The following is a 21,536-nucleotide window of genomic DNA, read 5'->3' as shown; positions in this document are numbered from 1 at the left end:
GTTGCGGGTCGGCCCGCGGTTCGCATGACGTCGCGTCGATGACGACCCCGCGCGTGGCTTACTTTTGCATGGAGTACGGGCTCAGCCCGGAGCTGGCGATCTACTCCGGGGGGCTCGGCGTGCTCGCAGGCGACACGCTCAAATCCGCCGGCGACCTCGGGTTGCCCGTGACGGGAATCGGAATCCTGTGGAGCGAGGGCTACACGCGTCAGACCCTGTGCAACGGCCAGCCGGTCGACAGCTATCCGCCGACGCGACGCGACGCGCTCGAACCGGTGGACGCCGCCATGGCGGTGACGATCGAGGGCGAACGCGTCGCCCTGCGCGCGTTCCGCGTCACGCGGTACACGACCGCCGACCTGTTCCTGCTCGAGCCGGTCGAGGACCGCCACCGGTGGATCACGCGGCGGCTGTACGGCGGCGATGCGCGCGATCGGGTTGCGCAGGAGATCGTGCTGGGCGTCGGCGGCGTCCGCTTGCTGCGCGCGCTCGGCCGCGAAGTGGACGTCTATCACTTCAACGAGGGGCACGCGGTGTTCGCGGGCCACGAACTGATCCGCGAGCATCGCGCCCGCGGTGCGACGTTCGAGCAGGCGTGGCGTCGAGCGCGCGACCAGATCGTATTCACGACGCACACGCCGGTGCCGGCCGGCAACGAGGTGCACGCGATCGACTTGCTCGAGCGCATGGGCGCGACGCTGGGCCTGTCGCGGGACGAACTCGGCCAGATCGGCGGCGACCCATACGGTATGACCGTCGCGGGGCTCCGGCTTGCGCGCGCCGCGAACGCCGTGGCGAAGTTGCACGCGCAAACGGCGCGCGACATGTGGCGCGGTGTGTCGAACGCGGCGCCGATCGACGCGATCACCAACGGTGTGCATCCGGGCACGTGGCAGGATCCGGACATCCGCGACGCGGCCGCCCGCCGCGACACCGACGCATTGTGGGCGGCGCACGTCGCGCGCAAGCGCGAGTTGTTGGCCGAGATCGAGCGCCGGACCGGGGTGGCACTCGATCCGAACGGCCTCGTCGCCGGGTTTGCGCGGCGCGCCGCGACCTACAAGCGGGCAGACCTCGCGTTCGGCGACCCGGAGCGGCTCGAGCGGTTGTTCGCGCGCGGATTGCAGCTCGTCTACGCCGGCAAGGCGCACCCGCGCGACCTCGACGGCAAGCGCATGGTCGCGCGCGTCGTCGAGGCGGCGCAGCGCTGGCCGCGCAACGTCGTGTTCCTCGAAAACTACGACATGCAACTCGGTGCGCTGCTCACGCGCGGCTGCGACGTGTGGCTCAACAACCCGCGCCGGCCGCTCGAGGCGTCGGGGACGTCTGGCATGAAAGCGGCGATGAACGGCGTGCTCAACTGCAGCATCCTCGATGGGTGGTGGCCCGAGGGCTGCCGCCACGGCGAGACCGGTTGGAAAGTCGAGGCGGACCACACAGGGGCCGTCGACGAAGCCGAACGCGACCGTCGCGACCGGGACGCGCTGTACCGCGTCCTGGAGGAGGAGGTGCTGCCCGCCTACGCGGATCGCGCGCGGTGGCTAGGGATGATGGCCGCCTCCATCGACATGGCGGCGCAGTTCTCGAGCGATCGCATGGTGCGCGATTACTACGCGCGCTTGTACCGACCGGCCGCGGCTGCGCCGCGCGCTGGCGCATCACCGGTCGAGTGTCGCCAGCAGGCGTGAAAACTCGACATCGGCGTGGGTCGTGCGGGCGCGCCGGCGCCGGTGGACCGGCAGCGTGACGCCGGCCTGTGCGAGGAAATAGATCAGGTCGTCGTCGAGTCGCTCGGGATCGTCGCTCGGCGCCGGGGCAGAGCCGCGCGCGCGGAGGCGCTCGTCGACTTCGGCGGTGGTCGACGCGTCGGCGGCCGCCGGCAGGTCGGACGCCGAGCTAGAGGCGGTCGCATCCGGTCCGTTCGGAGCGTCGGCGAGCGCGGGCAGCGTCCACTCGTGCGGTGGGCCGCACAGCGCGCGGACCTCGCGGCGCAGTTCGGTGAGCGAGATGCCGAGTCCGTACGTGTCGGCGACGCGCTCGAGATCGGCGAGCAAGTCGGCCGCGCGTGCGTAACGGCGGTCGCGGTCGCGCGCGAGCGCGCGCAGGACGACCCGGCTGAGCGCCTCGGGTACGTCCGCACGTAGCGCCGTGGGGGATGGGATCGGCATGTGCAGCACGCGGTCGATGGTGTCTCGGTCGCTCGCGCCGCGAAACAGCGGCCGGCCGACGAGCGACTCGTGCAACATGACGCCGAGGGAGAACAAGTCGGCGCGCGCGTCGATGTCGTCGACGCCGTGGAACTGCTCGGGGGCCATGTACGAGAACTTGCCCTTCACGACGCCGCTGCGCGTTTGGTGCACCTGGAACGAGGCGCGGGCAATGCCGAAGTCGATCAACTTGATGGTTCCGTCGTAGGCGACGAGGGTATTCTGGGGCGTCACGTCGCGGTGGATGACGCCGAGCGGGCGGCCGTACACATCGCGCAGTGTGTGCAGGTGATCGAGCGCCGCGGCGACCGCTCGGCCGACGGTGACGGCGGTGCGAACCGACACCGCGCCGCGGCCGCGCTGCGCCAGCCGCAGCAGGTCCAGAAACGTCGGCCCGTGAATGAACTCCATCGCGAGGTAGTGCGCGCCGTCGACGTCGCCGAGTTCGTACGTGACCGGCAAGTGCGGGTGCGACGCGCGCAGCGCAACGGCTCCCTCGGTGAGAAAGTGGTCGACGTAGTCGGGATCGTCGGCGCACGCGGGGTGGATTCGCTTGACGATTACGAATCGGCAGCCGCCGACCGGCAGGGAGTCCACCGCGAGGAAGATTTCGGCCATGCCCCCCGCGGCGAGTTTGCACACCAGGCGATAGCGGCCAAACGGCTGCAACGTCGGCGCCGGCGGCGGGATCATCCCCCCCATTGTTCGCAAACCGCGGCGCCATGTCAAAGCGTAACTATTTGTAATCACAGTTACTGTCGCCGCGTCGCGAGTCTGCGACACCGGCGCCGCCGCGCCCACATGCTCGCGCGCGGCGCGCCGCCGTGCGATCCTCGTCGCGATGCGCAATGCGGTAGCGCTCGGGCTGGTTGCGTCGGCGGTCGCTGTCGGCGGCTGCGTCGAGGAGTTGGAACTGCCGCCGGCCGATGCCTGTGAGTTGCTGGTGCAACCAGAGACGGCCGCTCCGGGCGACACGCTGGTTGCGCGCTTGGTGTGCGACGCGGCGCCGCCTCCGTGGGTGGAGTTCGACTTCGGCGACGGCAGCGAACTCGTGCGCACCGCGGCGGTCGAATGGGAGCACGTCGTCGCTGCCGGCGCGTCGCGCCAGCGGTTCCTCCGCGTCCAGGCGTTCTATCCCGACGCATCGGGCGCGCTGGTGCGCGTCGCGGTCACACTGCCGCGGCGATGACGCGCGCGGTTACCGGGCGTACGCGGCGGCGACGATGGAGTCGATGACGTCGGCGGGAGGGGGCGCGCCCGCGCCGATCTCGAAGTCCCATGCGACGTTGTCCGCGATTCGGCGGCGGGCGACGTCGCGCGGGTAGTTGAGCCGCCGCAGCAGGGCGGCCCGCTCGGCCAGTTCGGCCCGGTACATCGCGTCGCGGCGCGCCGCGCGCAGCTCCGCGGGCAGGCCGCCACGGTTTTGGATCCAATCGAACGACATGGCGCTCCGCCGTTGTACCACATCGGGCCGTGTACAATCGCCGTGTGAGGTGGGCGCTCGCGTGTGCGGCGGCCCTGGCCGTCGCGTCGGCTGCCGGGCCGGCGGTGGCCGCCCCGCGCGCCGGGATCGTGGTGCGCGCGGCGGCGCGGCCGCCTGTGCCCGCGCGCGCCGCCGCGGAAGCCGTGCGCGCCGCGGCGAGCGCCGCCGGGGCCGACGCAAGGGTCGATCCGGCGCCGATTCCGGGCGCGGTGCCGCGAGAGCGACTGCGGCCGTTCGGTCGCGCGCGGGCGCTGGCGGACGAGGGTTGGCGCGCGTACAAACGCGTCGAACCCGAATTCGCGGAGGCGCGACTGGCGGAGGCGCGGCGCGTCGCGCTCGACGTGCTGGCCCTCGACGGCGGCGCGGAGTTGATGGCCGAGATCTCCCTGCGGCTGGCGGCTGTGCGCCTGTACCGCGGGCGCGCCCGCGAAGCGGACGACGACTTCCGGTTCGCCCACGCGCTCGCGCCGGACCGCCCCGTGACGACCGCCGAGTTCCGCCCGCAGGTCGTCGATGCGTTCGCCCGCGCCATCGCGCAGTCGCCCGCCGAAGTGACCGTGTCCGTCAGCGCACCGGCGGGCGCGGCGATCGAGGTCGATGGGCGGCCCGTCGGCGCGGCGCCGGCGGCCGTTCGCGTTCGCGTCGGCCGGCATGCGTTCGTCGCGCGCAAGCCCGGGGCGCTGCCGGCCGCGCGGGTCGTGTCGGTGACGGCCGAGGGCGGCGCGGTGGAGCTGGCCCTCGAGCGCGATCCGCTCGCGGCAGCGGCGGTCGCGCCGCTCGACGTGGGCGTCGACGAGGTGCGCGCCGCGCAGCGGGTCGAGGCGCGCATCGTGGAGGCCGACCTCGACCTGCTCGTGCTCGCGGCGCCGGTGTGGCGCGGCGGCGCGCCGGCGCTGGTCGGTCAACGCTGTGAGGGGACGCCGGTCGCGTGCGGGCCGGTGGTCGAGATCCGGTTCGCGGACGCCGCGGGGCTCGCGGGGGCGGCGCGCGCGCTGTGGGTCGCGTTGGTCGAGCGGCGGGACCTGCGGTTTCCTCCCACGCTGCTCGCGGACGCGCGCGTGGCGCGCGGTGAGCCGCCGCCGGGGGACCGCACGGCGCGACCCGCGCGGCGCTGGTGGCAGAGTCGGTGGCTGTGGGCAGGGGTGGGCGCGATCGCGATCGGCGCGGTGACCGCGGCGGTCGTGACCGGCGGCGACGATGCCCGCGCGATCGTCGATGTCGCGCCGTGCGACTTCGGCGCGTGCGAGCCCTGACCCGCGCGGCGGGCAGGCGTCACCGGGTGAAGTCGGCAAATGGCGCGCGCGCCTGGCCGTTGGCCGGCACGTCGACGTCGAACGTCCGCGCCGTCACGCCGTCGGGGCCGACGACGCGCACGCGGTGCGCGCCCGCGGGGACGAGGCGCTCCAGTGGCGCTTCGCCGACGTACTGGTCGTCGACGTAGACCTTGCCCCAGGGGTCCGCGCCGACGATGAGCGTGCCGAACTGGCGGGCGCGCACGGCCGCATCCGGCCACACCGGACGGCGTGCTCCGCCGCCGGTCGCGCGCGCAAGCGCCGCATCGGCGCGGCGCCGTCGAGTGGCGGCCTCCGCTGCGTCCGTCACCCGGCCACCGTCCGTGCGCGGTGCGCGCGTCGCCGGCGCGGCGTCCACGGTGGGGAGCGCCGCGTCCGCGCGGACGGCCGAGGCGCTCGCAAACGGAGTGGTCGGTGCGGTCGGGCGGCCGCCGGGCGCCGGAGGCCACAGGGCGGCGACGGCCGCGCCGGCGATCAGGACCAGTGCGGCCGAGATCCACAGGGCGGGTCGGCGCCGGCGACCGCGGGCCGCCGCGGTGGCGCCGCCGACCGCGGGCAGCGATTCGCTGCGCGTCGCGGGTGCGGCGGCGTCGCCGTGGGCGGCCCCGGCGGTATCTGTGGCGGGCGGGCTCGTCTGCCGCGCGTCGTCCGGCGCGTCGGGGGCGGGGGTGCCTCGCGGATCGATCGCGTCGATCGGAAACAGCGGCGTCGCGCGCTCGAGCACCTCGCGAAAGCCGGCGTGCGTCGCGAACGTTTGCGTCTGGCCGCGGCGTTTGCCGCGCGCGCGACCGGGCAGCGGGCGCGTACCGTCGACCGGGTGCGTGTCGTCGACCGGGCGCGCGTCGTTGGGATTCGGCGTGGCGCTCGCGGTCGCCGGGCGGCGCTCGGAGCGGACCTCCGGGGGGCACGCGCGCGCGACCAACGCCGACAGCGCGTGGGCGGTCACCGGCGCGTCGAGCGAGTACAGATAGCGCGTGAGCTTGGCGTGAAACTCGGCCGCGCTCGGTATGCGGCGCGCCGGGTCGCGCTCCAGCGCGCGCGCACACACCGCGTCGAGTGCGGACGGCACGTCCGGGTTCAGTTGCGACGGCGCCGGGATGTCGGCCGAGCAGACCGCCTCGAGCGTCGCTTCCGGCGTGTCGCGCGCGAACAGGCGCCGCCCCGCGAGCATCTCCCACAGCAAGATGCCGGCCGAGAACAGATCCGACGACGGCGCGAGCGGTTCGCGCCGCACCTGCTCGGGGGACATGTAGGGAAACGAACCGACGGGCTGGTCCGTGCCCGAGGCGATGAAGTCGTCGCCGACGGTCGCCGCGATGCCGAAATCGACCAGCTTGACCTCGCCGTCGCGCGAGATCATCACGTTGCGCGGCGACAGGTCGCGGTGGATCACGCCGGTGCCTTTGCGGTGCGCATAATCCAGTCCCTTGACGATCTCCGCCGCGATGAACGCGGCCATCGGCGGCTCGATGCGAAGACCTCGGCGCGGCGCCGCATCCATCAGTTCGGCGAGCGTCGGCCCGTCGATGTACTCCATGGCGATGAAGTACGTGCCGTCGATGACGCCGAGTTCGTAGACCGGGACGATGTTTCCGTGGCTCAGTGACACGAGCGTCTTCGCCTCGCGGACGAACAGGTCGACGAACTCGGGCCGGTTGCCGAATCGCGGATGGATCTGTTTGACGACCAACAGCTTCTCGAACCCGCCGGGGCCGAGAAGCTTCGCGAGGTAGATCTCGGCCATGCCGCCGGTCGCGAGCTTTTCGGCCAAGAAATACTTGCCGAACGTCGTCGGCCCCGCGGACATGTGCGCCGAGTGTACCATCGGGACTGATGCGGCGCTCCATTGCGCTCGCCGCCGCGGTCGCGGCGGCCGGCTGTGGCGATCCGGCGGTACGCCGCATCCGGCTTACGCGCGTCGTCCCGGCGGTCGCCCCGGACTGCGGCGCACCTCCCGGCGCGCGCACGCTCACCGTCGCTGCGCGCGGCGAGTTTGCCCCCGCCGAGGACACCGGCGCCGCCTTTTCCATCGAGGACGGCGACGTCGCGGTCGACGCATTCCCGGCCGGCACGCGCTGGATCGAAGTGCGGGTCGAGGGGAGCGCCGGCACCGAGTTGGCGATCGGCCGCACGCGCGAGTTCGTACTCGACGACCTCCCCGACGGCGCCGAGCTGCGCGTGTTCATGGCGCCGCGGCGAGGCGCGTGCCCCGTCGGCCCGATGGCCGTCGCCCGCGCCGGGGCGCTGGCCGCGCGCGCCGGCGCGGGCGTGCTCGTCGCCGGCGGCGTCGACGACACCGGCGCGCCGGTCGACCTGGTCGAGTGGTACGACCCGGACGCGGGGGCGTTCGCGCCGGTCGACGGGTCGCTGTACGCGGCGGGACTGGCCGGCGCGTCCATGACCACGCTCGCCGACGGGCGCGTCGTCGTCGCCGGCGGGCCGGAGCCGGCCTATCAGGTCTACGATCCGGCCGCCGGCGCGTTCGGACCGCCGCTGTTTCTCGAACGCAGCCGGGCACATCACGCGGCCGCCGCCCTGCCGGACGGCCGGCTGCTATTGGCCGGCGGGTGCCGTCCCGTGGGTGCGGACGGAGACTGTTCGCCGGACACGGCGCTCGCGGATTCGATCGTCGTCGACGTCGACTCCGGTGTCGTGCAGGACGGCCCGGGACTCGCGGTCGCGCGCATCGGCGCGGCGGCCGTCGTCGAAGCGGACGGCCGCGTGCTGGTCGCCGGGGGTATCGACGCGACCGGTGCGCCGATCGACCAGGCCGAGCGACTCGCCGTCGCCGGCGGTGCGAACGCGGCGATCGGCGGCGCGGCCGGCGCGCCGGTGCGCCTCGCCAGCGGCGCGGTGCTTTCGGCGTTCGCGTCGGCCGTGCCGAGCGACGCGGCCGCAGTCGTTCCGCCCGGGACCAATGTCGCGGTGCCGCTGGCCGCGGCGCCGGCGCCGCGCGCCGACCCGACCGCGACGGCTCTCGAAGACGGCACGGTCCTGATCGCGGGCGGCGACGCCGCGGGCACCGCGGCGCGGTTTGCGCCCGCTCGCGGCGAATTCGACCCGCTTGTGGCCGTTCCGCCGGTTTTCGGCGGCCACGTGGCGGTGCGGCTCGACGACGGGGCGGTACTGATCGCGGGCGGCCGCGACGTCGACGGCACGGCGGTCGCGGACGCATGGGTGTTTCGTCCCGACCTCACCGGGCGCTACACCGCGCAGTTCAACGCCGGCGATCCGGTGCAGGCGGACTCGTTGACGCCGCGCGATCCGTCGCGCGTCGTTCGCAGCGGCGAGCCGCTGCGCTACGTCGTGTCCGGTGGGCCGGGCGCCGGCGCGGCGCCGTCGGAGTGGGCGGTGGCCGCCGGACCGGAGTTTGCTGCGCCGATCGTGGTCGCACGGGCGGGCGCGCGCGGCGGCGGCGTCGCGATCCTGTTCGGCTACCGCAGCGAGCGCGACTTCGCGTACGTCGCGCTGCAGTCCGGCGAGCCCGCGCGCGCGTTCGCGATGCGCGACGGCCAGCGCGTCGATCTCGGCTGCGCCGGCCCCGCACTCGCGGGCGATGCGGTCGACGCGCGCGCGCCGCTGCCCGCGATCGAGGTGCGCATAGCGCCGGCTTCGGTCGAGGCGCTCATCGACGGCGAGCGCGTGCTCGCCTGTGATCTGGCCGACGAGTTACCCGCCGGCCACGTCGGCATCGGCGTGATCGGCGGCGTCGGTGCGGCCGTCGACGTCGAGTCGCTGGTCGCCTTGCGGCGGTGACGGCCGCAGTCACCGCCGCCGGAACGTGACGACCGCGCTTTCGATGGCTTGGTTGCGCATCGCCTCCGCGAGCGCGTCGACGGCGCACGCGCGAAGGGCCGGGTCGGCCGCGCCGGCCACCGCCGCCGGCGCGCCGTCGCGCAGTTCGACGCGCACGCTGCCGGCCGCGGTCGGCGACCGGTCGACGACGTCCAGGTAGCAGCGTCGGGCTGCGGCGACGCGCGCGGCCAGCGCGGGGGGCTCGATGTCGACCGCGGCGCTCGCGCGCGCGTCGATCCGCTGCGCGAGGCCGCCGCGCCGCGGCGTCGGTGCGGCGGCAGCCAGCGCGATGCGCCGAAACAGCGGCCGCCCGTCGGCGGTGTGGCGCGCCGCCGCGATCGCGGCGACGGTCGCCGCGTAGGTGGCGTCGGGGCCGAGCACGACCGCGAGGCCGGCCTCGTCGGGGAACGCAAGGCGGACGCGCTCGAGTGCGCGGCGGAGCGCGGAGGCCGGATCGGCCGACGTGTCGATCGCCGCGATCGCGCCGTCCGGCGCGACGAGCGACCAGGTGCGCGCGGTCACGACGAGATGCAATTGCAACGTCGCACGCCGCGGGTCCCAGTCGAACCGCCTTCCTGCATCCGAGCGGCCGCGCGCGCCGGTCGCGATGAGAGCGAGCGATACCGGCAGCACGGCGACGACATCGACGCGACCGTGGTCGGTGCGCCCGTGCCAGTAGTCCCCCGGGGGCGCGTCGAGGCGGCGCGTCGCCGCGACGGCAAGATCGATGCGCCGCGCGCCGGCCGCGGCCAACGCCGCGGCGATGTCCACGAGCGCATCGGCGCGCGCGGTGCCGGGCAGCGCGATGGCGACCGCGTCGGTCCCGTCTTCGGCCAACGCCGCGCGGACGCTGCTCGCGAGCGCATCTCGGTCCGGCACGGGGCGGCCGTCGCCGAAGGCGAACACGCGCTCGGCGCCGAGCGGTTCCGCGCGGTCGACGTGTGGCAGGCCGAGGGCGGCCGGCGACAGCGGGGCGGGCAGGTCGCGCTCGTGGTCGGCCAAGAACGCGCGCCATTGGTCGGCGACCGCGCGGCCCGCGCGCGCCAGCCGCCCGGTGCCGGCCGCGATCTGGTTCGCGAGCGCGGACGCGCGCTCGGCCAGGTCGGCCCACCGGGGCAGCGGCGGCCTGTCGCGCGGGTCGGCCGCGAAGTAGGGCGCCGGATCGGCGTCGTACAGCGGGTACAGGCACCGCGCGATCATCGCGGCACGTCGCGGCCGCGGCGCCCGGACGGCGTCGGCGAACGCGGTCCGGCACAAGCCGAACAGGCGCAGGCGCGCATTGTCGGCGAGCGGACCGCCGCCGGCCGCGATCCGCTTGAGCGCGATCACCTGGCGCAGCAGGTCGGCGCCGGTTTGCGCGGGCGTCGCGTCGATTTCCAGCAGCGTGCGGGCCGCCTGGCCGCCGCGGTGCAACCGCTTCGCGGCGAGAAGCCGGTCGGCTTCGACGAGGAGGGCCGCGACCGCGCGATCGGTCGCGCGCGGTCCGCGGGTCGGCGCGTCGTCCGGGAACCGGAGGGCGCGCACGAGCAGCGCGCGACTGTCGTCGGACCGGCGGAAGCGGGCGTCGTCGAACAGATCGATCAGGTAGTGCAGCCGCTCCCACGCCGCGCGCATGTGGCCGGACTCCGCCAGGCGGTCGAGCCGGGCGAGCGCTGTCGCCGTGTCGTCGCGCGGCGGAATCGCGAGCGCCGCGAGGTCGCGGTCGAGCGCCGCGGACGGCGATCGCGGCCGCGCCGGCGCGCGGGGACAGGCTGCGAGCGCGATGACCGCCGTCGCGGCGGCCAGTCCGATCGCACACAGGCGCATCGCCGGCAGCATAGCGCAGAAATGTTGCCCGCCCCGGTGACCGGCCCCTAGCATCGCCCCGATGGCGCGCCGCACGGGCGAACCGAAATGGCGACGGACGGCGGCGGTCGCCGCGCCGGCGCAGCGGGCGCGGGGCGGGCTGCCGCGCGCGTGGGCGGCGGCTGCGGCGGCGGTTGCGCTCGCCGTCGCCGCGCCGGCGTGGGCCTACGACTTCGAGGTCCGTGCGCTGACCGTCGGGCAGGGCTACTCACTTCGGTGGCTACGGCCCGTGTCGGGCGACTCGGAACTCGCACGGCGGCGGTTCACGCAGTCGCTGTCGCTGTCGATCTGGAACATTGGCCGGCCGCCGCGTCGACTGCGCTACGACACCGCGCTCGACCCCGGTCCCGACGTGTACGTGACGGCGTGGCTGCGCATCGACCACGACTTCGGCAGCTTCACCGGCGGGTCGCTCGTCGTCGACGCCAACCGATACGACGCCGTCGATCTGATTCCGGAACTGGAGTCGTCGAGCCTCGCGGTCGACGTGTTGTACGCCTACGCCGGTGTGCGCGGTCTCGCCGGCGTCGTGGATGTCGCGGTCGGCCGCCAGCTCGCGGTCGACACGCTCGACTGGTGGAGCTTCGACGGCGCGACGGTGCGCGTCCACACGCCCTGGCGGGCCGCGATCGAGGCGTTCGGCGGCATGCGCGTGCGCGACGCATCGCCGGTCGCCGCCGCGACCCTCGAGCCGGACGGCACGGCCGGCGGCGAATGTCCCGAGTACGTCGAAGGCGTCGCGCCCGGCACCGGATCGTGGCGGCCCATCGACCGCCCGGTGCCGGGCGGCGGCAATCCGTTCGAGGCGGACTTCGATCGCTGCCCGCAGCGGGACGAATGGATGCCGACGTTCGGCGCCGCGATCGAGACCGACGACCTCCCGGTGGTGCTGCGCGCGTCCTATCGGCGGTCGGTATCGCGCACGCCGGGGCTCATCGGCGGCGCGGTGACGATGGGCGCGCCCGATCGCGGGCTGTACCCGAACGAGCGCGGCCAGGCGCCCGGCTGGGGCGTCAACGAGGAGCGCGTGTCCACGTCGGCCCGCTACGTGCGACGGCTGGCGCGGGGCGCCGGGCAGGTGGCAACGTTCGCGGCGGCTCGCTACAGCCTGCTGCACGGGCTGATCGACGAGGCACTCGCCGGCGTGCAGCTGCAGTGGGGCGCGCACCGGCTGTCGCCCGAGTACTTCTACTCGTACCCCACGTTCGACGGCGACTCGATCTTCAACGTGTTCTCGACGCGGCCGTACCACGATGCCCGCCTCACGTACGAACTGGCGCCCGACGCGAGCGCGCTGTCGGGGTACGTGCGCGGGTGGTTGCGCGCGTACGGAACCGAGGACGCCGCGCCGGCCGGCGACGGTGGCGGCACTGCGCTGGGCGCGCACGCCGGCGGCCGGTACCGCGCGAGCCCGTGGTCATACGCGCGCCTGGACCTGTTTTGGGAAGACGGCTACGGCGGCCGGCGCGCCGGCGGGTTCGCGTCTGCGCGGTGGCGGCTGACCGGCGCGTGGGACGTCGCGTCGCGCGTGAGCGTCGTACGCTTCGACGACGAACTGATCGAGCGCCGCCGCGCCACGTCGTTCGGCGGCCAACTCGGCGCGACCTATCGCATTGCGCCCGGCATCGCCGCGCACGCCACGGTGGAGGACAACTACAATCGGCTCGACCGGCGCCAATTGCGCGTGCTCGCCGTGCTCGACCTCGCGTTCCACCCGGAGGTGCCGTGATGCAGCGGGCAGCCTCGCTCGGCGTCGCCGTCGGCGTTGCCGTGGCGGTCTGGTCGGCGGCGCGCGCCGGCGCGCCGCGGCTCGCGGAGTTTGCGCGGCAACCGGTGTCCGAGGTCGTGTTCCCGCCGCAGTCGCTGCCGCTTCGTTTCTCGCACGCGCGCCACCTGCGCCTCGGCAGCGTCGACTGCGACTTCTGCCACGAGGACGCCGCGGAGTCGACGTCGTCGCTCGACAACCTGATGCCCGGCGAGGACGTGTGCGCGATGTGCCACGCGATCGACCGCGACCAGCCGACCAAGCCGGTCGCGGCCGGCAAGCCGCCGGCGGCGTGCGCGGCATGCCATCCTGGGTTCGCCGCGGGCGGGGCGGTCGCGCGCGTCGTCGTGCCGGCGCCCAATCTCAAGTTCAACCACAGGGCGCACGTCGGCCGGAAAATCAGCTGCCAGACGTGTCACGGCGACCTGCTGGCCGACGGCGTCGACCTCGCGACGCGCGACCAGCTGCCGCGCATGCGACTGTGCCTGCAGTGCCACGATGGACGAACGGCGACCGATGCATGTACGACCTGTCACCTCGCCGAAGGCGACGGCCGCATCCAGACCGCGTTCGCCGAAGGGCTGCTTCAGCCGTCCGGCGTGTTGCGCGGCGACGCGCACGACCTGTCGTTTCGCACGCGCCACGCGGCGGTGGCCAAGCAGGACGCGGCGTATTGTGACAACTGCCACCACAAGGCGTTTTGCATCGACTGCCATCAGGGCACGGCGAAGCCGATGGACTTTCACGGCAACGACTACGTGTCGATCCACGCGATCGATGCGCGGCGCAACAACCCCGACTGCTCGGCGTGTCACCGGCTGCAGACCTTCTGCGTCGGCTGCCACGGCCGCACCGGCGTCGGCTGGTCCTACGACCCGGTCGAGGGCGGTGGCCGCAAGGGGAGCGAGTTCGCCGGCGCGTTTCTCACCGGCGACGGCTCGCGGCGGTTCCACCCGGACGGGTGGGCGACGTTCGGTGCGCGCGGCCCGAACCACCACGCCGTCCAGGCCCAGCGCAACATTCGCCAGTGCGCGAGTTGCCACCGCGAACCGTTTTGCACCACGTGCCACTCGGCCGAGCCGGGCAATCCCTATCGCGTGAATCCGCATCCGGCCGGATGGGCGACGAGTCGCCGGTGCCGGGCGCTCGCCGCGCGCGCCGGGCGCATGTGCCTGCGCTGCCACGTCGACGCGGTCGACTTCACGTGCCGGTAGGAGGCCGTTGCGTATGGGCGCGCCAGCGAGGTTGCGAGATGCGAGGCGAGGTTCGGCGCGCGCCCGCAGCGCGCGAGGGCGCGTATAATCCTACGTTGCCGAAGGGCGCGAGGACGTACGCCGACGATCGCCCGCAGATCGCGACCGCAGCCAGCGCCTATCCGCTACGGCCTCCGAGCGGCGAGTTCGGCGAGAAGCGCCCGCCAGGCGGCGCGTTCGCGGCGGGGATCGACCAGCGGCGTCGCGCGCCGGCACGCGGCGGCCAGCTGTCGGTAGAACGCGGCGTCGCCTTCCGCGCGGCGCAGCAAGCGGGTGAGCTTGCGGGTGTCGCGCGGGCGAAAGTAGCCCGGGTAGTGCGCGCCGAGCGTGCCCATCAGTCCCGGGATGCGCGTTGCGACCACCGGAGTGTGCGCCGCCAGCGCTTCGGACAACACGTTGCAGCTGCCCTCGGCCAGCGACGTGATCGCGACCAGGTGGCTCGACGCGATCAGACGGCGCACGCGGCCCGGCGTGAGTTCTCCGAGCCACCGGTAGCGCGGGTTGCGGTCCATTTCGGCACGCGCCCGGCGCGCGAACGACTCCGACAGCGCCCGGCCGGCGTGGCGCACGACGATGCGCGAGTCCTCCGGAAGTTCGCGCACGGCCAGCGCGGTGCGCAGGGGGTCCTTGACCGCGCGCAGGTGGCCGACGACCGCGACGCGAAACTCGCGCGATGGCTTCGCCGGCAGCGCGCGAGGCGGCTCGGCAGACTGAAAGATGACCCGCGCCTTGACGCGGTGCGCGCGCGACAGCGCGGTCAGCGCGCGCGGCTGAAGGGCCACGATGAAGGTTGCGGCGTCGAGCGCCGGCGCGAGATTTCGCCGGCCGTAGATGTCCGTGCCGGTGAGCGCGACGACGGCCGGCCGGTCCGGGTGCGCGCGGCGGAACGCGAGCAGCGCGCGGCGCGTCTTGACCGCGTGCAGGGCGATCAGCAGGTCGGCGTCGCCCGGCGCATCGTCCCAGCGCAGGCGCGGCCGGTGGCCGAGTTCGCGCAGGATCGCCGCCCACCGCCGCGCGGTCGCGTTGTTGCCCGACGGAAGATCCGCTGGCGGCGGCGCTACGAGGTCGACGCGCATGTGCGGAAGCCGTACCACAGGTCCCGGCGGTCGGGCGTGGCGTAGTTGCGATATGTGCGCCGCGCGATGCGCGCGCGCGTGGCCCAGCATCCGCCGCGAGCGACGCGGTGCGTGTGAAACCACGGCGCGGAGTACTCGCGGTACATGTCGGGCTCGAACCCGGGATAGGGCGCGAACGCGTCGGCGGTCCACTCCCATACGTTGCCGAGCATCTGCCGGCAGCCCCAGCGGCTGTCGCTGGCGGGGTCTGCGCCGACGTCGACACAGCCGCCGGCGGTCCAGTCCAGGTTGCCCGTGCGCGCGCCGTCGGCAGCCACTTCCCACTCGGCCTCGCTCGGTAGGCGGCGTCCGGCCCACCGGCAGTACGCCTCCGCCTCCCACCACGACACGTGGACCACCGGACGGTGGGGCTCGACTTCCACCCACCGGTCGAAGTGGCGGCGGAGCCACCGGTCGGCGTCCCGCCGCCAGTAGACCGGGTGGTCGGCGGCGGCCGCGCAGCGCCACCGCCAGCCGTCCTCGGACCACAGCTCGCGACGGCGGTAGCCGCCGTCGTCGACGAACGCGGCGAACTCCGCTTGCGTCGTCGCCGCGCGCGCGATCGCAAACGGCGCAAGGTCGACCGCGTGCTGCCACTTTTCGTTGTCGAAGCAGAACGGATCGTCGAGCGATGCACCGATGAGATAGGTCCCGCCCGGGATGTCGACGTCGCCGGGCAGCGGGCCACCGCCCTGGGGCGGCCGCGGGGGGACGCCCATGCGCGGCGGCGGATAGCCGAGGGTCTGTCGCGTCCACGTGAACGCCTCGGCGTGCATGTCCTCGTGGAACACGCAGTACAGGTGGATCGCCCGCTGCCGCGCGGTCAGCTCGCCGGCGGCGGCACGCTCGCAGCAGCGGTCGAGCACGTCGCGCATGTACGCGAGCGTGTCGCGCCGCGACGGCAGCGGCAGATCCCACCGCGTGTCGTGCGCGACGCGAATCGAGTCCCACAGCGCGTCACCGTCGTCGCGCGCGGGCCGTTCGCCTCGCAACCATCGCAGCGACCAGTGCTCGTGGAACCACGCGACGTGGCCGATCTCCCACAGCAGCGGGTTGACGATCGGCATGCGCGGCCCGATGAGCTGGTCGTCGGACAGGTCTTCCACCAACTCGAGGGTGCGGTCACGCGCTTCGCGCAGCAGGCCGACGACGTCCATCGGCCGGCAGTATACTCGCGCTACCGGGCCGTCCAGTAGCGCACGCGGCCGGTGTCCGCGTGTATGTAGCCGCTGTGCGTGTAGAAGCCGACGCCGCCGAGCTTGCGCGAGCGAACGTAGCGGTGCAGCGCGCGCACGCTCACGCCGGGGATGTAGAAGTCGAGCGCGCGGCCCGCCATGTGCTGGCTCCGCCGGCTCACGTAGCGGCCTTTCTTCTGCAACATGAGGTTGTATTTGGGCGACCGGTACGCGGACACGACGTCGACGCGCCTGGCGTGGAAGTGCCGAGCCGCGTCGACGACCAGCGACAGCAGCCGCGGGTCGATTTCGGTCGTCTCGTTGGTGAACCGGCAGCGGAAAAACCAGTTGAGGTCGTCCTGTGCGACGTCGGCGTCGCCATCGGCCGGCAGCGCGAGGAACTCCCGCGTCCAGCGGTTGTAGACCGTGATGGGCGGCGCGGGCGCCCGGTCGCGGCGCGCGTCCAACTCGGCGTGCCAGCGCGCGCGCCGTTCGCGCGACATCGGGACGGCCGCCCGTTTGGCGGCCAGGTAGCGATCCTTGGGGGCCGCGGGGGTGCGATCGGCGCGCGCGGAGCCGGCAGTGGCTACGAGCCCGACGAGCACCGCCGCCGCCGTGCGCATCAGCTCGCCTTTGGAGCTCCGGCGCGCAGCGTCACGAGCGCGCCCTCGTTGAGGGCTCCCGAGCGGAAGCCGGCCAGATCCAGCGCGACGTAGGTGAAGCCGCACCGGCGGCCGAGGGCCACGATGTCGTCTCGCAGATCGATCGCGCGGGCCATCTCGTCGCGCAGCAGCTCCACCTTGCCGATCGTATCGTGAAACCGCACCCGAAGTTGAGAAAAACCGAGCGCGCGCAGCCCCTGTTCGAACGCGTCCACTTGGCGCAGCCGCTCCGGCGTGATCTCGGTGCCGTACGGGAAGCGGGACGACAGGCACGCGAGCTGCGGTTTGTTCCACGTGCGAAGCCCGAGTTCGCGCGACAGTGCGCGGATGTCGGCCTTGGTGAGACCTGCGGCCACCATCGGCGCGACCGCGCCGCGGCTCGACGCCGCCGCGATGCCCGGACGGTGGTCGCCGAGGTCGTCCACGTTCGTGCCGAGCGCGATCGCGGCGAGACCGTGCTGCGCGGCGAGCGGTTCGGCGTGTTCCATCAGCTCCGTCTTGCACATCGCGCAGCGGTCGACCGGGTTGGCGCGAAACCCGGGGCGGTCGAGTTCGTGCGAGTGGACGATGTGGTGGCGGTCACCGAGGCCGAGTTCGGCGCCGAGGGCGCGCGCGTCGGCCACCTCGGCCGCCGCCATCGTTTCGGACACGCAGGTGAGCGCGTGGCACCGGTCGCCGAGCACGTCCACGGCGACCTTGAGCAGGAACGTCGAGTCGACGCCGCCGGAAAAGCAGATCAGCGCGCTGCGGTAGTCGGCGATGAGCGTGCGCAGTCGGTCGAGCTTCGCGTGCACTCCGCCACGCTAGCACAGGAGCCGCGGGTCCGCGCTGCGCCGTCGAAGCTGCGGCCGGCGCCTCGGATCGGCGGCTACGAGCCGTAGGCGGCGATCAGGATGTCGGCGACCTCCGGCCGCGAGAACTCCGGCGGCGGGCGCTCGCCCTTGGCCAGCATGGCGCGGACCTTGGTGCCGGACAGGAACACGTGGGCGTCGGCGTCGTGCGGACAGGTCTTCGCGGTGCCCATGCCGCTGCAGCGCGTGCAATAGAAAGCGTGTTCGAACCGCAGCGGCGTGATGCCGATTTCGGCCGGGTCGTACTCGTCGAAGATCGCCTGGGCGTCGTAGGTGCCGTAGTAGTTGCCGACGCCCGCGTGGTCGCGGCCGACGATAAAGTGGGTGCAGCCATAGTTGCGCCGCATGATGGCGTGAAAGATCGCCTCTTTCGGGCCCGCGTAGCGCATCGCCGCCGGCAGGGTCGCGAGCGCGACGCGATCGGCGGGGAAGTAGTGCTCGATGATCGCCTCGTAGCAGCGCACGCGGACGTCCGCCGGGATGTCGTCCCCCTTGGTGAAGCCGACGATCGGATGGATGAGCAAGCCATCGCAGATTTCGAGCGCACATTTGATGATGTACTCGTGCGCGCGGTGGATCGGGTTGCGGGTCTGGAACGCGACGATGCGCCGCCAGCCGCGCTCGCGGAACAGCGCGCGCGTCGCGCGCGGGTCCAGCCCGTACCGCGGGAACGCCGGGGCCGGGCGGTCGAGCAGCGCGATCGGCCCGCCGAGCAGGCGATCGCCCATCTCGCCCATCAGGTAGGCGACGGCCGGGTGGGCCGTGTCCTCGGTGCCGAACACCTGGCGGGCCTCGCGCGCCTTGTCGTATGCGAACACCTCCGCGATCTCGATCGACCCGAGCAGCGCGCCGTCCGGGCCGACGAGGCCGACCGGCTCGTGGCGCGGCAGCGCCTCGGCGCGCGCCCGCGGCGCCGACAGCGTGATCGGAATGGTCCACGGCACGCCGTTGGCGAGCCGCCCGCGGTCTACGACGCTGTCGTAGTCGTCCTTGCCCATGAAGCCGACGAGCGGCGTGAACGCACCGTTGGCGAGCAGCTCGAGGTCGGAGACCTCGCGGGGGTTGAGCTGCAGAGTCGGCAGATCGCCGCGCGCGTGGCGTGCGCGCAGCTCGTCGCGGGTCGCTTCGTCGGCGAGGCGGTCGACGAGGGGGCCGCCGCCGTGCGGGAGGATGGCGTCGCTCGGTTCGGTCATCGAGGGTCAGGTCCTTTCATCGGTGCGTTTGGTGACGGGGATGTGCCATACGCCGGGTTCGACTTCGCGCACGTCGCCGACCTCTTGCCCCCATTCGCGCGCACTGCGCGGCACGTTGCGGGTGGCCGGCTCGTGGTCCACGACGACGACGAGGCGCTCGCCGGGCGCCATCTGCTCGAGGCGCAGGCGCGCGCGCACGAAGGTGTACGGGCACACCTCGCCGCGCAGGTCGAGGACGGGGTCGCAGCGGTTACCAGACGATGACGACATCGAACGAAAAGATGAGAGTGACGAGCTCGTCGGGATCGGTGTCGGCCAGCGCGACGATGCGATCGCCCGGCGCCGGGCGGCATAGGGCACGACGGTGCTCCGACCGAATGATATGCAGAACGCGGCGGGTCACGTCCACACCTCGACCGCATCGGCGTCGCGCGCCGCCGCCGCGGGGTCGTCGCTGGTGCGAGTCACCGTGTGGCCCAGCGCGCGCAGCGTGCCGAGCGCCCGCCGTACCGCCGGGTCGGCGTCGTCGACGGCCGTCGCCAGCACCACGCGGACCGCGTCGCCGCGCAGCGACAGGCCGACCGCGGCGCGCAGCGCCTCGCGCACGCGATCCGGCCGCCGCGCGGCCACGACGACGCACAGCTGTTTGCGCGGCCCGGTCACGTGAATGCCACGACGCGGTTGGCGCGGTGGACGATCGCCGCGTGGTCGTCCTGACTGCCGAGCAGCACGCCGACGTCCGCCTCGCGCAGGCCGCGCTCGTGTGCGCTGGTGGCGCACGCGACCAGTTCGCAGTCGTGGTCGTCGGCGAGGGCGGCGAGTTCGGCGCGGACCGCCGGCAGCGCACCCACCGCGTCGGCCATGAAGAACGCCGCCACCTCGACGCCCTGGCGCCGAGCCGCGCGCGCGAGGGCGAGCGCGGCCGGTACGTCGCCCGCGACGCTCACGACGAGCGCGAGCCGCCGGGTCACAGCGCCGCTCCCTCGAACCGCGCGACTTCGAGGAAGTCGCCGGCCGCGTCGGACCACGCGAACAGCGCCGCCTCGGTGACGCGCTCGGCGTCGATGCCGATGACGAGCTGCTGAACCGGGTAGGTCGGCCCGTCGCCCCACGGACTGGTCGCCACATCCCGGTCGGTGGCCGACAGGTAGGCGCGCCCGTTCGGATGCGAGTGGTACAGCACGCGCGGCGGCGCGTCACCGTCGAACGCCCGGTTGAACGCGAGCAGGTCGTCGCCGGCGATCACGTAGGCGGTCTCGGCGGTCCGATCCGCGGCGGTCGGGTGGTCCCCGTCGCACTGGCGGTTCGCGCACGCGCGCAGATCGTCGACGCGGTCGGGCGAGCTGCCGCTGAGCCAGCCGCAGCACTCGTCCGGGAACGCAGCGCGGGCTTCGCGGTAGGCGCGCTCGAGCAGCGCGCGCGGGATTTCGATCGGGCGCGGCTCAGTCAGCATGGCTGGTCCCACGGGATCGGGTCACGGGTCACCACACGTCGGATTTTTCCCACTTGAGCGGCACGAAGTAGCGGTCGCCCCGGTCGGGCAAGATCGTGACGACGACCGCGCCGGGCCCCGCGGCGCGCGCCACGCGGAGCGCGCCGGCGACGTTGGCCCCGGCCGAATGGCCGACGAACAGCCCCTCGTCGCGCACCAGCGCGTCGGCGGCATCCCACGCCTCGTCGGTCGGCATCGGCAACATCTCGTCGATCAGGCCGTCCGGCTGCCAGATGGCCGGCACGATCGAGCTGGGCAAGTGCTTCATGCCCTCGAGGCCGTGCAGCGCGTCGTCCGGCTCGATCGCGATCACGCGGATGTCGGCGCGGTGTTCCTTGAGGCGCCGCGCCGTCCCCATGATGGTTCCCGTCGTGCCGATGCCGGTGCAAAAGTGCGTGATGCGGTCGCCAAGCGCCTCGAGGATCTCCCGCCCGGTGCCGAGGTAGTGGGCGAGGGGATTGGACGGGTTCGAGTACTGATCCGGGTAGAAATAGTCGTCGGGATGTTCCTCGACGATCTTGCGCGCGAGGCGAATCGCGCCGTCGCTGCCCTCGAGTTCCGACGAGAACACCAACTCGGTGCCGTAGGCGCGCGTGATCTCCTTGCGCGCGGCCGATACGTTCGCGGGCATCACCAGGGTGACGGGATACCCGAGGGCGGCGCCGATCATCGAATAGGCGACGCCCGTATTGCCGCTGGTGGAGTCGATGATGCGCTGGCCCGGTTTGAGTCGGCCGTCGGCGATCGCGTCGAGAATCATCTGGCGTGCCGCGCGGTCCTTGACCGAGCCGCCGGGATTTTCGAACTCGCACTTGGCCCAGATCTCGACGTCGCCGCCTGCGCGGCGCTCGACCGAGCGCAGCCGCACGAGCGGCGTGTCGCCGATCAGGTCGAGGACCGAGTCGACCCGCGCGTTGCGGTGCAGGTTCACGCGGTCGCCTCCGCGGGCGCGTCGCCTCGCGCGACGCGGGCGATGAACGTGGCGGCCGCCGCGCCGCCGGCGACGAGCGCGTCGGCGACCGCCGCGCGGCCAGCGGTCGGCGCGCTGTCGATTGCGAGCGGCACGTCGTCGGCCTCCGCGCCGAGCGCGACGGCGACGTCCGGGTTGAGCGCGCGGAGCCGGCGCGCGATCGCCGCGCCGCGCGGCGCGCCCACGTCGCCGGCGCCGAGCAGGATGCCGGTGGCCACTTCGGCGGCGCGTACCGGCCCGGCGGTGTCGCCGGCCAGCGCGATGCGCCCCACGCCCGCCGCCGCGAGGTATGCGAGCGCCACGTGCGCGGCGGCGGCCGGCGGGGTGACGTCGACCGCGACCCGCGCGGACAGCAGCCGCCGCTGGCCGACGCCGCCGACGTCGGGCAACAGGATGTGGCGCGCGTAGCGGCGCATCTGGTCGGCGGTCAGCTCCACG

At 73.6% G+C, this 21,536-nt stretch carries 21 protein-coding genes; 6 read left to right on the top strand and 15 right to left on the bottom strand.

Annotated elements, in window-relative coordinates:
• Window positions 1–38 precede the first annotated feature (38 nt).
• Window positions 39–1,688 (top strand): alpha-glucan family phosphorylase, encoded by a 1,650-nt coding sequence (glgP, locus tag D6689_18420; GenBank protein RMH38916.1) that lies wholly within the window; start codon window positions 39–41, stop codon window positions 1,686–1,688.
• Here glgP and D6689_18415 read toward each other — a convergent pair.
• The gene (locus tag D6689_18415; protein RMH38901.1) at window positions 1,659–2,909 is read right to left on the bottom strand and encodes a serine/threonine protein kinase; all 1,251 of its coding nucleotides are present in this window, start codon (window positions 2,907–2,909) and stop codon (window positions 1,659–1,661) included. The genes glgP and D6689_18415 overlap by 30 nt on opposite strands.
• A gap of 139 nt (window positions 2,910–3,048) precedes the next feature.
• Between D6689_18415 and D6689_18410 the strand changes: the two genes are divergently transcribed.
• Window positions 3,049–3,396, top strand: a complete 348-nt coding sequence (locus tag D6689_18410; GenBank protein ID RMH38900.1) for a hypothetical protein — start codon at window positions 3,049–3,051, stop codon at window positions 3,394–3,396.
• Between the two features lie 9 nt (window positions 3,397–3,405).
• On the opposite strand, the gene D6689_18405 is transcribed toward D6689_18410, so the two are convergent.
• A complete protein-coding gene (locus D6689_18405) occupies window positions 3,406–3,651 on the bottom strand; it encodes a hypothetical protein (GenBank protein ID RMH38899.1) in 246 nt (81 codons plus the stop codon).
• A gap of 44 nt (window positions 3,652–3,695) precedes the next feature.
• Between D6689_18405 and D6689_18400 the strand changes: the two genes are divergently transcribed.
• Window positions 3,696–4,943, top strand: a complete 1,248-nt coding sequence (locus D6689_18400) for a PEGA domain-containing protein (GenBank protein ID RMH38898.1) — start codon at window positions 3,696–3,698, stop codon at window positions 4,941–4,943.
• A gap of 19 nt (window positions 4,944–4,962) precedes the next feature.
• On the opposite strand, the gene D6689_18395 is transcribed toward D6689_18400, so the two are convergent.
• On the bottom strand, window positions 4,963–6,807 hold the full coding sequence (locus D6689_18395) for a PEGA domain-containing protein (GenBank protein RMH38897.1): 1,845 nt from the start codon (window positions 6,805–6,807) through the stop codon (window positions 4,963–4,965).
• A gap of 8 nt (window positions 6,808–6,815) precedes the next feature.
• On the opposite strand from D6689_18395, the gene D6689_18390 reads away from it, so the two are divergent.
• Window positions 6,816–8,738 carry a hypothetical protein gene (locus D6689_18390; GenBank protein ID RMH38896.1) on the top strand — a complete coding sequence of 641 codons (1,923 nt, stop codon included), beginning with the start codon at window positions 6,816–6,818 and terminating at the stop codon, window positions 8,736–8,738.
• A gap of 9 nt (window positions 8,739–8,747) precedes the next feature.
• Here D6689_18390 and D6689_18385 read toward each other — a convergent pair whose 3' ends face one another.
• On the bottom strand, window positions 8,748–10,595 hold the full coding sequence (locus D6689_18385; protein ID RMH38895.1) for a hypothetical protein: 1,848 nt from the start codon (window positions 10,593–10,595) through the stop codon (window positions 8,748–8,750).
• Window positions 10,596–10,644: 49 nt separating this feature from the next.
• Between D6689_18385 and D6689_18380 the strand changes: the two genes are divergently transcribed.
• Complete coding sequence (locus tag D6689_18380; protein ID RMH38894.1) at window positions 10,645–12,351, top strand: hypothetical protein; 1,707 nt, start codon at window positions 10,645–10,647, stop codon at window positions 12,349–12,351.
• Window positions 12,351–13,601 (top strand): cytochrome C, encoded by a 1,251-nt coding sequence (locus D6689_18375; GenBank protein ID RMH38893.1) that lies wholly within the window; start codon window positions 12,351–12,353, stop codon window positions 13,599–13,601. The genes D6689_18380 and D6689_18375 overlap by 1 nt, the downstream gene beginning before the upstream one ends.
• A gap of 164 nt (window positions 13,602–13,765) precedes the next feature.
• On the opposite strand, the gene D6689_18370 is transcribed toward D6689_18375, so the two are convergent.
• The 11 genes from D6689_18370 to D6689_18320 form a co-directional block, all read right to left on the bottom strand.
• Window positions 13,766–14,806: a TIGR04348 family glycosyltransferase gene (locus tag D6689_18370; protein RMH38892.1), complete on the bottom strand. Its 1,041-nt coding sequence runs from the start codon at window positions 14,804–14,806 to the stop codon at window positions 13,766–13,768.
• Window positions 14,698–15,912, bottom strand: a complete 1,215-nt coding sequence (gene egtB, locus D6689_18365; GenBank protein RMH38891.1) for an ergothioneine biosynthesis protein EgtB — start codon at window positions 15,910–15,912, stop codon at window positions 14,698–14,700. The genes D6689_18370 and egtB overlap by 109 nt, the downstream gene beginning before the upstream one ends.
• 20 nt (window positions 15,913–15,932) lie before the next feature.
• Window positions 15,933–16,553, bottom strand: a complete 621-nt coding sequence (locus D6689_18360; protein ID RMH38890.1) for a DUF882 domain-containing protein — start codon at window positions 16,551–16,553, stop codon at window positions 15,933–15,935.
• A complete protein-coding gene (gene larE, locus D6689_18355; protein RMH38889.1) occupies window positions 16,553–17,386 on the bottom strand; it encodes an ATP-dependent sacrificial sulfur transferase LarE in 834 nt (277 codons plus the stop codon). Before larE ends, D6689_18360 begins: the two co-directional genes overlap by 1 nt.
• 74 nt (window positions 17,387–17,460) lie before the next feature.
• Window positions 17,461–18,636, bottom strand: coding sequence for a sulfate adenylyltransferase (gene sat, locus D6689_18350; GenBank protein RMH38888.1), 1,176 nt, complete (start codon window positions 18,634–18,636; stop codon window positions 17,461–17,463).
• 6 nt (window positions 18,637–18,642) lie between these two features.
• Window positions 18,643–18,906: a sulfurtransferase TusA family protein gene (locus D6689_18345; GenBank protein RMH38887.1), complete on the bottom strand. Its 264-nt coding sequence runs from the start codon at window positions 18,904–18,906 to the stop codon at window positions 18,643–18,645.
• Between the two features lie 129 nt (window positions 18,907–19,035).
• Entirely contained in the window at window positions 19,036–19,299 is a 264-nt protein-coding gene (locus D6689_18340) for a hypothetical protein (protein RMH38886.1), read from the bottom strand.
• Window positions 19,296–19,748, bottom strand: a complete 453-nt coding sequence (locus D6689_18335) for a hypothetical protein (protein RMH38885.1) — start codon at window positions 19,746–19,748, stop codon at window positions 19,296–19,298. The genes D6689_18340 and D6689_18335 overlap by 4 nt, the downstream gene beginning before the upstream one ends.
• On the bottom strand, window positions 19,604–20,089 hold the full coding sequence (locus D6689_18330) for a hypothetical protein (GenBank protein RMH38884.1): 486 nt from the start codon (window positions 20,087–20,089) through the stop codon (window positions 19,604–19,606). The genes D6689_18335 and D6689_18330 overlap by 145 nt, the downstream gene beginning before the upstream one ends.
• Window positions 20,090–20,117: 28 nt before the next feature.
• Window positions 20,118–21,059, bottom strand: coding sequence for a cysteine synthase family protein (locus tag D6689_18325; protein RMH38883.1), 942 nt, complete (start codon window positions 21,057–21,059; stop codon window positions 20,118–20,120).
• A complete protein-coding gene (locus D6689_18320; protein ID RMH38882.1) occupies window positions 21,056–21,535 on the bottom strand; it encodes a hypothetical protein in 480 nt (159 codons plus the stop codon). Before D6689_18320 ends, D6689_18325 begins: the two co-directional genes overlap by 4 nt.
• Window position 21,536 lies beyond the last annotated feature (1 nt).

Source organism: Deltaproteobacteria bacterium, from assembly GCA_003696105.1.
Classification (GTDB): Bacteria; Myxococcota_A; Polyangia; order Haliangiales; family J016; genus J016.
The sequence above is the reverse complement of the archived record's forward strand: the minus strand, read 5'-3'. Positions and strand labels throughout refer to the sequence as shown.